General features: G+C 44.1%; 9 protein-coding genes. 6 read left to right on the forward strand and 3 right to left on the reverse strand.

What is annotated here, in order from left to right; translation table 11 throughout:
- The first annotated feature begins 12 nt into the window (after positions 1 to 12).
- The 3 genes from LDK34_RS02930 to LDK34_RS02940 all read left to right on the forward strand — a co-directional run bounded on the left by LDK34_RS02930 (position 13) and on the right by LDK34_RS02940 (position 3667).
- Positions 13 to 972, forward strand: a complete 960-nt coding sequence (locus tag LDK34_RS02930; protein ID WP_178942978.1) for an ABC transporter ATP-binding protein — start codon at positions 13 to 15, stop codon at positions 970 to 972.
- Positions 973 to 1717: 745 nt separating this feature from the next.
- The gene (locus LDK34_RS02935) at positions 1718 to 2713 is read left to right on the forward strand and encodes an alpha/beta fold hydrolase (protein ID WP_178942977.1); all 996 of its coding nucleotides are present in this window, start codon (positions 1718 to 1720) and stop codon (positions 2711 to 2713) included.
- Positions 2714 to 3349: 636 nt separating this feature from the next.
- A complete protein-coding gene (locus tag LDK34_RS02940; protein ID WP_178942976.1) occupies positions 3350 to 3667 on the forward strand; it encodes a hypothetical protein in 318 nt (105 codons plus the stop codon).
- Between the two features lie 54 nt (positions 3668 to 3721).
- Here LDK34_RS02940 and LDK34_RS02945 read toward each other — a convergent pair whose 3' ends face one another.
- On the reverse strand, positions 3722 to 4552 hold the full coding sequence (locus LDK34_RS02945; protein ID WP_236941468.1) for an alpha/beta fold hydrolase: 831 nt from the start codon (positions 4550 to 4552) through the stop codon (positions 3722 to 3724).
- A gap of 163 nt (positions 4553 to 4715) precedes the next feature.
- On the opposite strand from LDK34_RS02945, the gene pepF (LDK34_RS02950) reads away from it, so the two are divergent.
- Complete coding sequence (gene pepF, locus LDK34_RS02950) at positions 4716 to 6524, forward strand: oligoendopeptidase F (RefSeq protein ID WP_178943550.1); 1809 nt, start codon at positions 4716 to 4718, stop codon at positions 6522 to 6524.
- Positions 6525 to 6654: 130 nt separating this feature from the next.
- On the forward strand, positions 6655 to 8463 hold the full coding sequence (gene pepF / locus LDK34_RS02955) for an oligoendopeptidase F (RefSeq protein ID WP_236941469.1): 1809 nt from the start codon (positions 6655 to 6657) through the stop codon (positions 8461 to 8463).
- Positions 8464 to 8542: 79 nt separating this feature from the next.
- Here the strand turns inward: pepF (LDK34_RS02955) and LDK34_RS02960 are convergent, their stop codons facing one another.
- Entirely contained in the window at positions 8543 to 9199 is a 657-nt protein-coding gene (locus LDK34_RS02960) for a histidine phosphatase family protein (RefSeq protein ID WP_178942971.1), read from the reverse strand.
- 62 nt (positions 9200 to 9261) lie between these two features.
- Positions 9262 to 9909, reverse strand: coding sequence for a VTT domain-containing protein (locus LDK34_RS02965; protein ID WP_017260970.1), 648 nt, complete (start codon positions 9907 to 9909; stop codon positions 9262 to 9264).
- A gap of 727 nt (positions 9910 to 10636) precedes the next feature.
- Between LDK34_RS02965 and helD the strand changes: the two genes are divergently transcribed.
- Positions 10637 to 12928: an RNA polymerase recycling motor HelD gene (gene helD, locus LDK34_RS02970; RefSeq protein WP_178942969.1), complete on the forward strand. Its 2292-nt coding sequence runs from the start codon at positions 10637 to 10639 to the stop codon at positions 12926 to 12928.
- Positions 12929 to 13027 lie beyond the last annotated feature (99 nt).

The raw sequence follows: 13027 nt of genomic DNA on the forward strand, positions 1-13027 counted from the left end.
AAGGAGACGCACATGGATTACACAGATCGTAAAAAGATTCTGGAAGTTAAAAACTTGAAACAGTATTTCAATGTTGGCAAAAACGACGAAGTTCGCGCTGTCGACAACGTCTCCTTCGATATTTACGAAGGTGAGACGTTTGGCTTAGTTGGTGAATCAGGTTCTGGTAAAACGACAACAGGGCGCGCTATCATTCATTTATACGAACCAACTGCCGGTGAAGTCTTATTCAACGGTAAGGATGTTGCAAAAATCAAGGGCCGTAAAGATCAGTTGGAATTTCGTAAAGAAATGCAGATGATCTTCCAGGATCCTTATGCCTCCCTGAATCCCCGGATGAAGGTCAAGGATATTGTTGCTGAAGGCATCGACATCCATCACTTGGCGAAAAATAATCAGGAACGAACAGATATGGTTGAAAACTTGCTGGAAACAGTTGGTTTGAACAAAGACCATTCAAGCCGGTATCCGCATGAATTTTCAGGTGGTCAGCGTCAACGAATCGGGATTGCTCGTGCGTTAGCTGTTGATCCGAAGTTCATCATTGCCGATGAACCCATCTCAGCATTGGACGTGTCAATTCAGGCGCAAGTTGTTAACTTGATGAAGGAATTGCAAATCAAGAACAATTTAACGTACTTGTTCATTGCCCACGATTTATCGATGGTGAAGTATATTTCTGACCGGATTGGTGTTATGCACTATGGTCGGATGTTGGAAATTGGACCTGCTGACGAAGTTTATACAAAACCGTTGCATGACTATACAACGAGCTTGTTATCAGCTGTGCCAGTTCCTGATCCAGAAGTTGAGCGAGCACGGAAACAGATTCCGTACGAGCCAACGATGGAAGGCGACGATAAACCACGGACAATGGTTGAAATCGCACCACACCACTTTGTTCGTGCAGCGGAAGATGAAGTTGCGATGTATCAAGAACGGGCTGAAAAGGCTGGTCTTGATGTGCTCTAAGACGTCAATTTAAAAAGTGTCATTACCTTGGTTTCACAGCCCAGGTAATGACACTTTTTTGTTTAGCAAACGTGGTCTGTCGCCTGCGGTTGTCAAAATTGAATGCCACCGTGGGACCGGTTCGAGCCTTCTGAAACCCGAAGTCTTTCACCTCGCCGTCAAGCCTCGTGAAAATCCGAGTCTTTACGCCCGTCCGGTGTCGTAAATCCGGCACAAACCGCCAGATCAACGACACCTTCACGGCTTACATTCAATTTGACGCCCTCCGGCTATGTCGGAGCACTGGCGACACTTATTGTGTCCATGCGGTTTTACCACGATTGTGCTAGTGCAGCTAGGTGAAGACAGAGTCCAGTGAAAGTAAGACCGTGGTCCCCAGCGGGCTGAAATGGTCCCCACAGAACGTCGTCTTGATCCAGCAAAACGAAAAAAGTAGCAATGCACAAGTTTGAGTACAAAACAAAGCGTCCACTCTGCTAGCCATAACAGGTGGACGCTTCAACGGGGTATTTGATTCAGGAGTTGTACTGTTGAGTACTATTAGGGGTGATAGGCAACTTGTCGTTGTCTATGTTTAATAGAATAACGGTGGGACCTTAACGCTACCTCAAAATTTAGTAACAAATTTATTAATGACTAAATTAAAGCCGATATGACGTTTTGAGGGCAAAATCTGCATTTTCGTTGTAAGATTGTAAAAGAGTGATGCCGCAGTTTGGCAATGACACGATGGAGGTTACACGTGATGAAAATGAAACATATTCTAGCAACGGCAGGCTTAGTGTGTGCTGCAGCTGTAACTGTGCAGGCTAAGTATGTTGAAAAACGGAGCGTTAGTAGCAAGGTGTTGGAAAATCTCTTGCGATTACAGCCTAAACGAATGTTCAGTCCATACAAACATATGGAAAACCTCGTAACCTACGACTATTATTTGCACAAAAATGAACAGCCATGGTCGATGGACGCGCGATTGTCACGTCAATATGACGTTCAGGTCCCAACCAGTTACGATAATACCTATGAGTTACACGGTAAATACGGCGATCAACGGTACACGGTAATTTACCTGCATGGCGGTTGTTTCTGGAATCAGCCGCTGGGGATGCAGGTCCGTTTGGCACGCAAACTGGCGGACACGATTTCTGCAACGGTGTTAATGCCAATTTATCCATTAGCACCGGCGCATGATTTTAAAGACGTGTTGAACATGTTGGAAAAGGTTTACCGTCAAGTGCTTGAGACGACGGCGCCCGATAAAATCATTTTACTCGGGAATTCTGCTGGCGGTGGTCTCGCACTGACGTTGGCCGAATATTTAAAGACGGTTGATTTGCCACAGCCGAAGGATATCATCGCCTTATCACCAGTGTTAGATGTCGGGTTAACAAACGAAGAAATCGGCCACTATGAGGCAGCGGATCCAATCTTGGATCGCTATTCACTGCAAGTGATGATGGGGCACTACTACGCCAGAAATACGGATACCACAGATTGGCGTGTTAGTCCTTTGTATGGCGACATCAGTAATCTTGGTCACATTGCATTATTCGTTGGGACCCGAGAAATTCTGTATCCAGATGCTGTTAAGTTCCGTGATAAGGCGAAGGCAGCCGGCATTCACTTGAATTTCTTTGAGTATCCTTATATGGTTCACGATTTCTTCGGGCTCCCAATTCCTGAAACTGAGCAGGCGTTTGATCAGATTATTCGCATAATCGAAAAACCTGTTGAAGTTGGATAAACTGGTTTGAGTTCGCTTAGATTTTGTTCAAATAGATAGGTGTGATTCCGCTTGCGGTTGTCAACAGTGACACACTCGTCGTGGGACCGGTTCAAGCCGGAAGGTGCACCGTCTTTCACCTCGCCGCAAAGCCTCGTGAAAATCCGAGTCTTTGCGACCGTCCGTAACCTAAATTCGGATAAATCACCGAATTAACGTTACTTTCATGACTTGGTATCACTGTTGTCGCCCTCCAGCTAATATTAGGAGTGGTTGGCAACATTGCATTTAATTTGGTGAATTTCAAAGAGACCTGATTGCCGTCGCTACCGGAGAATTTCACATTAGAGAGTGGAGTGGAATTGAAACAGAGTTCCGTGTCGGCAACACTTGGCGGCGGGAACTTAGCCGCTTAGTGTTGCAGGACGACTTATGAGATGTGGTTTTCAGTTCATAATCGAGAGTGAAAACCGTGATTCGTGCGGGTTGAACCTGGTCCCATGGAACGGCGTTTCAATTACGCGTAACGGTATCGGGTCTAACAAAATGCAGAGCTTGAATTCATAACTTATTTTTAATAAGTTAACCCGTTGACATCAGCGCAAGTTAGCTTTATGATGTTTGTCACATTCTAGTTGATAAGTGAGGTGCAAACAGATGAATGATGTAATTTCTTACTTGGCGCAACACATTGATAATGATGAGTTGCTGGGCAAAATGGTACGTGACCTTGTGACGTTTGAACCATCTCGTCGCGATGGTGATGTTAAGCAATTAACATCGAGTATTAATAATGTTGCACGTCGCTTTGTGCAAGGGAGCGGAGAAGCTCCTACAGAAGACTTAACGCATGTCCACCGCGATCCTAAACTGGCAGCGTTAGAATCTGCTTTGTCACAAGCAGGCCAACGTAAATCCGTTGGTGGGCAGCCGTTGCTCAGTGCACCACGCTATACAACTGAACAAAATCGATAAAAATAAATTAGCAGCGACGTGGATAAAACGTCACTGCTAATTTTTTGTCTCATTTTATTCTTGATTAGTTTTAAATGCGGATTCATTAATGGAAGTAAGAAAGTGACGCCAGTAGTCGTCAAACAGTCGTGGCTGATCCTGAAGCAAATTATGACCGGCGTGATCAATCAGACCAACAGTTAACCGAGAAAAACTGTTGAGTAAGGGTAGCTGATCTTGGAACCCGACTGTGCTATCTTGGCGGCCTAACAATAAAGTTACCGGACCTTTAAACGGAGTTTGCATGAGGCTACTTTCAAACGAAAATTGATAATGTTTCCGTAACAAAGCGATAAAATCGTGATTAGCTTGTTGCAGACCCGGCAGTACTTGTTGTTGATAGGCGTTCCAAGCATCAGCGTTTAGGTTAACGTTCATATCCTTAAATGCAGCAAATGCATCTTGATTATATTTCACTGGGAAATCCGTTTGGACGGCAACATAATGATGGCCAACGTGGCGATCTGGTGCATCCGCAACCGTTACAGGACAAGTGAGAAAAGCACCGAGGATGCGGGTGGGCCAGTCATGGATCAACCCCAAAGCGAGATATCCGCCATATGAGTGACCGACAACATAAAACGGTTGGTCGCCGATGATTTGATTAACGAAAGTTTCTAATAATGCCAATATGGCATCACTGCTGGCGACACCAATGTTAGCCGAAGATTCGCCCATGCCGGGTAATTCGACGTAGATTTGTTGGATATTAGCCGCTGCCAGCACAGGCATGAGCGGAATTTGCATACTATCAATATTTTGCGCTAGTCCGTGAATAATCAGCATCGGTGTGCCGGAACCATTCACTTCATAATGAATCGTGGTGTCGTTAATGACCGTTTTCATGGAGAACTCCTAATTTATTGACTTATTTCATTAATAACACAATCATTCGAATCAAACGATTACCATTTGATAACAATCGTTAAATCACAAAACAAATAATAAAACGGTTAAAGAAAAATGTGAAAAACTGTTATACTAATAACTATATTAGGGGGATCTACATATGGCAAAGAAGTTAGCAACGCGGGCGGAAGTCCCGGATGAATTGAAATGGAATTTGAAGGATTTATATCCAAGTGATGACGCATTTGAAAAAGCTGTTACAGCGTATAAGCAGCAATTAGCTGAGTTTAGCAAACGTGAAGGGCACGTGACGGAGAGTGCGCAAACGCTTTATGAAACAGCCAGTGAAGCGGTAAGCTTATCTGGTGTGCTAAGGCGAATTTACTTTTATGCTAACGCCCGTAATGATAGTGACACGACGGATCCGGTTGGTACCAAACTAGCTGGTCAGGCGCAGTCGCTTTACGCGCAAACGCAAACGGCCCGCAGCTTTTTAACGACTGAAATCACAGCGCTGTCCAAAGAAAAGTTTGACCAGTATCTAAAAGATGAACCTCGTTTAAAGGACTATCGGCGTTATCTGGAGTTGAACTTTTTACGTAATCAGGGACATGTGCTGCCATTAGCTGAAGAAAAATTGTTAGCGCAAAGCAGCAAGGTGTTTGAGGGTGCTGAAAACATCTTCTCCATGTTAAATGATGGCGATATGAAGTATGGCGACATTGAGGATGAAAATGGCGAAACGGTTGAATTAACAGATGCTAAAGTCAGTGAATTTATGCAGTCAACCAACCGCGATTTACGCAAACGGACAAGTCACTTGATTAAAAAGGCGTATGATGGGCTTCAACATACGTTTGCCACAACCCTGTCGACTCACATGGAAGGGACGGTTCTTAAGAACCGTGCCCATCATTTTACGACAGCGCGAGAAGGGGAATTGTTCGATAATGAAATCCCAGAAAGCGTCTATGACACGTTAGTAGCGACCGTGCATGATCATTTGCAGGGCGAACATGATTACATGCAGTTACGTCAAGATGTGCTGGGATTAAAGCCAATGTACAATTACGATCGTTCTGCGCCTTTACTGGGCGACCCCAAATTGAAATTTACGTTTGACGAGTCTAAGGCCATCGTACTGGATGCATTGAAGGTGCTTGGTGATGATTATTTGGATGGTTTGAGGGCTGAATTTTCCGGTAGCTGGATCGATGCAGCCGAAAATGTTGGCAAACGTTCCGGCGGTTATGAGAGCGAGGTTTACGATGTTCACCCGTATATCTTGCTGAACTGGTCGGACAATTATTATGGTCTAACCACGTTGGCTCATGAGTCTGGACATGCGATGCAATCTTACTTTACTGATGCAACACAGCCCCTTCAGGATGCAGACTATCCAATCTTCACGGCGGAAATTGCTTCGACAACCAACGAAAACTTGTTGATGGACTACATGTTAGATAAGTATGCAGATAACAAGGAAGTTAAGGCGTACTTATTACAACAATCCATCCAAACATTTATCGGCACGGTTAATTTGCAAACTTTATTTGCAGAATTTGAGCATCAAGCCTATGAAAAAGTTGAAAGTGACGAAGCGTTAACTTCCGATTATTTGAGTACGATGTATGCTAAATTAGGCGAACAATACAACGGTCCGGCTGTTACCTTTGAAGATGAGAAGAATACAGGCTGGGCCGGCGTGCCGCATTTCTATTACAACTACTACGTTTACCAATACGCGACATCGATGGCCATCTCCACGACCATTGCGGACCGAATTTACCGCAAGGTGCCTGGTACGTTGAACCAATACAAGACATTCCTCAAAGCTGGTGGCTCACAAGCACCAATTGAGCTGATCAAACAAGCGGGGGTGGACGTCACCTCTCGACAATACCTAGACGATGCATTTGCCGTGTTGGACAAAAGGATTGCGGAATTAAAAGAAGTGCTTGGTAAGTAACCTTATTGTTAATTGAAATGCCAGTTCATTAACTTTGAACTGGTATTTTTTTCACTTATGAAAAAAATCAGCAATGTCTTTTGTCTAGCTGATAGGATACAAACATACAAGGCAAAGGGGATACATAAAAATGACAGAAAAATTAGCAACACGGACTGAAGTGCCTGATGAATTGAAATGGAATTTGAAAGATTTATATTCGAGTGACGATGCATTTGAACAGGCTGCGGCTGCCTTCAAAGAAAAACTAAAGAGTTTTGGGGAACATGAAGGGCATGTGGCGGATTCAGCAGAAAGCCTGTACAAAACCTTTAGCGATGGCGTTGCACTAGATAACGAACTAAAACGACTCTATGTTTACTGTATGACTCGTGATCATAGCGATACAACGAATCCACAGGGAACCAAGCTGTTGACAGAAGGACAGGGACTTTTTAGTGCATTCGGTGCAGCAACAGCATTTCTAAATGTTGAGGTAACTCGCATCACGTCAGACGAATTTAAAAAATTATTATCTGATGAGCCTAGATTAGAAGAATATAAACGTTATATTGAAGTCAATTTTTTACGAAATCGTGATCACATTCTACCTACAGAACAAGAAAAGATTCTCGCTAAAAGTGACACTGTCTTCAATAGCTCAGAAAATATATATTCTAATTTAAATGATGCGGATATTAAGTTTGGTGAAGTGAAAGACGAGAATGGCGACATAGTTGAGTTAACGCCTGCTAGATATTCAGAATTCATGAATTCGACAAATAGGGGATTGCGTAAACAGGTATCAGAAAATTTCAAAACCGCTTATAAAAACTTACAACATACCTTTGCTGCAACGTTGACGGCACATATGAATGGGGTGATCGTCAAAAATCAATTGCATAACTTTAAAACAGCGCGTGAAGGTGAATTATTCCAAAATGAAATTCCAGAAAGCGTTTATGACACATTGGTGACAACCGTTCACAATCATTTGGACGGTCAGCATCGTTATATGCAATTACGCAAAGATGTCATGGGTTTGAATCAAATGTATGGTTACGATACTCGGGTACCTCTGGTAGGAGGATCCAAGTTAAAGTTTACTTTTTCAGAATCTAAGTCGATTGTTTTGGATGCCTTGAAGATCCTCGGTGACGATTATGTAACGGGTTTAAAACACGAATTTAGCGAGGGCTGGATTGACGCTGCCGAAAATGTCGGTAAATATTCTGGCGGCTACCAGATTGATGTGTATGGGGTTCACCCATATGTGTTATTAAACTGGTCAGATAATTATGATGGTTTAACTACTCTGGCACATGAGTCAGGCCACGCTATGCAATCATACCTTACAGACCAATTTCAAGCAGTGCAGAATACAGATTATCCTATTTTTACAGCCGAAATTGCATCAACAACTAATGAAAATCTGCTGATGGCTTATATGTTAGACAAGTATGCAGACAATAAAGCAATGAAAGCCTATTTACTGCAGACTTCAATTGAAACGTTTATTGGTACGGTTAACACGCAAGCTATGTATGCTGAATTTGAACACCAGTGTTACGAAACTGTTGAAGACGGTGAACCGCTGACCGCAGACAGATTAGGCGAATTGTATGGCGAATTGGATCGTCAATATGATGGCCCGGCTCTTTCCACAACAAGTAAAATGAGTCCATCGTGGGCAGGAATTCCACATTTTTACATGAACTACTATGTTTACCAGTACGCGACTTCAATGGCGATTTCGACGATACTCGCCGATCGCATCTATCGCAAAGTTCCCGGCGCATTAGAACAATATAAGGCTTTTCTTAAGGCCGGCAGTTCGCAAGCCCCAATTGATTTGATTAAACAGGCGGGCGTGGATGTAACATCAGGTCAGTACCTGGACGATGCGTTTGCCGTGTTGGACAAACGGATTGCGGAATTAAAGGAATTATTAGGCAAATAATTGTATATTAGTCGTATCGAAAAAGCACAATCAACGAAATTTTTGGGAATTTCGTTGATCGTGCTTTTTAACATTAAAGTTATTCAATATTATCTAATCGGTCGGTATACAGCACTTTCACATTATCATCGTCTACAACCAGTTTGGTAACACTGCCATTTCGTGGGCCAGGGAAGGCACCAATTGTGTCAGAGTAATGATCCATGATGTGGCGCAGGTATGTGCCGTGGGTGACTAGCAAAATGTTATCGCCGTCCTTGGCGTTATCCCGTAACAACTGCATTCCAGCTTGGATCCGTTCCCACAATTGCGCGTACGTTTCGGCGTCGTGATACTGATCCGCATTGGCAACTAAGTCTGTTGTTTCTTGCAGGCCAAACTTTTCGACCAACTCATTATAGGTGTTACCACCTTTAGGAGAGCCAATCTGATGCCACATTAACATGTCGTCATAGCCTTCCCAATAGCCGAAGAATTCTTCGCGGAATTCTTTGCGGGCGACTGGTTCGGTGAGGGTGCTAGGGTTTTCGGCCAGGATCAGTCGGCCTGTAGTTTGTGCCCGAGCCAAATCACTAGAATATGCAGCGTCAAACTTAACATGGCTCAGTAACTGACCGGCATGTTTGCCGTCATTCTGGCCTTTTTCAGTAAGCGGTGCGTCTGACCAGCCTTGCATCCGATGATACAAGTTTAAATAAGTTTGACCATGACGAACCATGTAAACGTTAAATGACATGAGAACCTCCACAATTTATGATGGTTCTATCATAGCATATCAACGTTTGAGATGAGACCACGTTATGGTTCATAAAAATGATTACTGTGACGGCGAAGGTAGCGCGTCGCACCAACAATGAACCCTGGCAAGATACCAATTACTGCCACACCGAGGAAAATGAGGGCAAAGTGTGATTTTACGAATGGCAAACGGCCAAAGTAATAACCTAAAACGCTACCGACTGTGACCCACAGGGCGACACCAATAACGTTGAGGACGGCAAAACGACGTTCACTCATTTTTGTCGTGCCCGCCAAAAGTGGGACGAAAGTTCGAATCAGTGGCACAAACCGACCAAAGATCACTGCTCGGCCACCATAACGTTTGAAAAATGCCTCGCCACGTTTTAGACCACCATGAAGACGTCGATTAATAAACTTAAAGTGCATCAACCACATGCCGATTCGAAAGTTCAGAGTGTCACCGAGAACGGCGGCAAAGAAGAAGATGGGAACCAGAACTTTGATGTCCAAACTGGATTGGGTGGCCGCCGCGATAGCACTCGTCACAAAAATCAATGATTCACCCGGCAACCACGGGAAGACAACCAAACCAGTTTCAGCAAAAATCAATAGAAACAAGGTCACGTAGCTCCAGTTGCCCATCCACGAGAACAAGGGCAGAATATAATCCTGTAAATGGCTCAAGATGTGAATCAGCTGATCCATAGGCGACCTCCCATTTTTACCTACAGTGTAAGCAACTGAACGATGAATAGCGAAACTAATCACTCAGCTTTGAGAAAACTTATGAGTTAGGGCAAAGTGTGATTGAAAATAGTGCAATGGCAATTTTCGCTTCCGGTTGTCAACAGTGACACGCTCGCCGTGGGACCGGTTCAAGCCTCCTGAAAATCGGAGCCTTTGCGACTGTCCGTGGTGTAAATTCGGTTAAACCATCCCGAATTAACATCACTTTCACGACTCGGTATCACTGTTGACGCCCTCCAGCTGATAGAGTGGCAAGTTTCAAACGTCTAATCGAAAACATAGCAGTGCACCCAAATGTTACTCAAAGTTTCATTAGTTACTGCGGGAGTGGAGCTGATTGGAAACAGAGTTCCGTGTCGGTAACACTTAGCGGCGGGGTGGGCCGTTTAGTGTTACAGGATGACTTATGAGACGTGTTTTTCGGCTCATAATCAAAGGTGAAAATCGCGGTCTGCGCGAGTTGAACCTGGTCCCAGGGAACGGCGTTTCAAATCAGCGGAACGGCAGTAAGCGGATTTGCAATCAGATGTAATACAGGTTTGCTAGAAATTAGACGTTTTATGACTCGAATGGTGAGTAGAATTTGTCACCAACTGTGAAAATGCGCTATAATATTTAGTACAATTTTTGAGTTTATTGATGAGAATGGTCGCATAATAACGGCCAAAAAACGGGGGCAAACCAGTTGACGGAAACAGTAAAGCAGCAAGAGCAAAAACATTTAGATGCTGTCGTTAAAAAAGTCAAACAGGCTGAAGTTGTGGCCAAACAGGATATTCAAACTGCCTCGCGTGATACAAAGGAAATTGAGCGGGCGTTTGGTGAGGTTCACCTCAATACTGGTAGCTACGAGGGGATGACCGACACTGCCATGTCGTTGCGTGCACAGCAACAAATGCTTGATGAACGGCAAAATAGCTGGCAACACGCTACTCAACGACTTGATGTGTTACAAAAATTGGAACGCACCCCATATTTTGCCCGCATTGACTTTCAGGAAGAGGGTACTCGCGGTCCTGAGACAATTTATATTGGGTTGGGTTCGTTTGCCGACTCACCAGATCATTTCTTGGTTTATGACTGGCGGGCGCCAATTTCTTCTATCTATTATGACGGTGGTCTTGGCGACATCACGTACCAAACGCCGGATGGGCCGCAAACCGTTGATGTTAAGTTAAAACGTCAGTTCCAAATCAAAGACGGCGTCATTCTCACTGTCTTTGATACAGATGAAGTGGTCGGCGATCAAATGCTTATGGAAGCGTTGGGCAACTCATCCAACACCAAGATGAAGAGCATTGTCACTACCATTCAGAAGGAACAAAACCAAATTATCCGAGATACGCAATCTGACCTGTTATTTGTTCAGGGGGCTGCTGGGTCCGGTAAGACGGCTGCTGTCTTACAACGAGTGGCATGGCTATTGTATCGATACCGCGGTAACTTAACGTCTGGACAAGTGGTCTTGTTCTCACCAAACCAACTTTTTAACGACTATATTAACCAGGTGTTGCCTGAATTGGGCGAACAAAACATGGTGCAGATGACTTATCTGCAATACACTAATCGGCGTTTGCCAAAAATCCAGGTTGAAACGTTGCAACAACGTTTTGATGCCACCACTGATACTAAATTCAAGACGGTCAATGCCTTGAAAGGTAGCTTGGCGTACTTTGACGTGATTACGCGCTATGCCAACCACCTTGAACAGGCTGACATGCGGTTCCGGGACATTAAGTTTCAGGATCAAGTATTTATTAGTAAGGAAAAGATTGCCGAAATTTACTATTCATTTAATGAAAACTATCATTTAGGTAATCGATTATCTGCGACTCGGGAAGAGTTGATCAAGATGTTGAACCGGCGCATCAGTTCTTCTTTGCACGATAAGTGGGTTGAAGAAACCGTTCAAAACTTAACGAAAGAGCAGGTTGACACGATGTTTGGCGATCAACCGCGTGAGTTTGACAGTCAGGATAAGGAGTATCGTTTCCTGGCTCGTCAGATCGTGATGCAAGCCTACAAGCCAGTTCAGCTTGCCATCGTACGTAGTCGTTACTTAAACATTAATGCTCAGTATGCTCATTTCTTACGGCATGTGCCTAATCTGATTGAGCTTAGCAAACACGATGTGACTACGGAACAGTGGCAGGCCGGTGTTGACGCAACATTGGATGGTTACCGTGACCACCGCTTGTCATTGGCGGATACGTCAGCTTACCTTTACTTGTATGATTTAATGACGGGTAAAAAAGGTGAAAAGGAAATCCGTTTTGTCTTTATCGATGAAGTTCAAGATTATTCGGCCTTTCAATTGGCCTTTTTAAAGTTTAGTTTTCCTCGTGCACGGTTCACTTTGCTTGGTGACTTAAATCAGGCAATCTTTACGCAAGAAAACAGTCGAACGCTTCTGGGCGAACTGTCCACGATGTTTGATCCAGATAAAACTCGGGTCGTTCAACTGACGAAATCGTACCGGTCTACACAACAAATCACTGACTTTACGAAGGACCTTTTGGTTGATGGTGAACAAATTACGGCCTTTGATCGTAATGGCGACAGGCCAGCCGTATTAGTCGCCAATGACAGAGAAGCCTTGTATCAACGTTTGGAACAACAGTTAGCAGTCAATGATAAAGCAGATGAAACGACTGCTATCATCGGCAAAACACTGGCGGAGTGTGAGGCTGTTGCCGATCGCCTCAAAGCTGATGGTGTCCATGCTACATTAATTCGGACTGAAAATCAGCGGTTAGTGCCCGGCACACTGATTATCCCTGCGTACTTGGCTAAGGGACTTGAGTTCGATGCCATCATCGTTTGGGATGCCTCGAAAGCCGTTTATCACGATGAAAGTGAACGGCAATTGCTGTACACGATTTGTTCACGTGCGATGCACCAGCTCACAATTTTGGCAAACGGTGAACTGACGCCGTTGATGGATCACGTGGATTCAGATTTATACGTGCGTGAATAGGTAATGGAAGTGCAATAGTAACGTTTTCGCTGAAATTTCGGAGTATCTGTGTTCAATTCCGGTATCACAGATTGAGCTATGCTATACTTTAAGGGATTT

The organism is Furfurilactobacillus milii, from assembly GCF_021654115.1.
Classification (GTDB): Bacteria; Bacillota; Bacilli; order Lactobacillales; family Lactobacillaceae; genus Furfurilactobacillus; species Furfurilactobacillus milii.

Excerpts from the sequence above, each read along its gene's own strand:
- LDK34_RS02930 (WP_178942978.1), top strand. The coding sequence starts at position 13 with ATGGATTACACAGATCGTAAAAAGATTCTGGAAGTTAAAAACTTGAAA.
- LDK34_RS02935 (WP_178942977.1), top strand. The coding sequence starts at position 1,718 with ATGAAAATGAAACATATTCTAGCAACGGCAGGCTTAGTGTGTGCTGCA.
- LDK34_RS02940 (WP_178942976.1), top strand. The coding sequence starts at position 3,350 with ATGAATGATGTAATTTCTTACTTGGCGCAACACATTGATAATGATGAG.
- LDK34_RS02945 (WP_236941468.1), bottom strand. The coding sequence starts at position 4,552 with ATGAAAACGGTCATTAACGACACCACGATTCATTATGAAGTGAATGGT.
- pepF (WP_178943550.1), top strand. The coding sequence starts at position 4,716 with ATGGCAAAGAAGTTAGCAACGCGGGCGGAAGTCCCGGATGAATTGAAA.
- pepF (WP_236941469.1), top strand. The coding sequence starts at position 6,655 with ATGACAGAAAAATTAGCAACACGGACTGAAGTGCCTGATGAATTGAAA.
- LDK34_RS02960 (WP_178942971.1), bottom strand. The coding sequence starts at position 9,199 with ATGTCATTTAACGTTTACATGGTTCGTCATGGTCAAACTTATTTAAAC.
- LDK34_RS02965 (WP_017260970.1), bottom strand. The coding sequence starts at position 9,909 with ATGGATCAGCTGATTCACATCTTGAGCCATTTACAGGATTATATTCTG.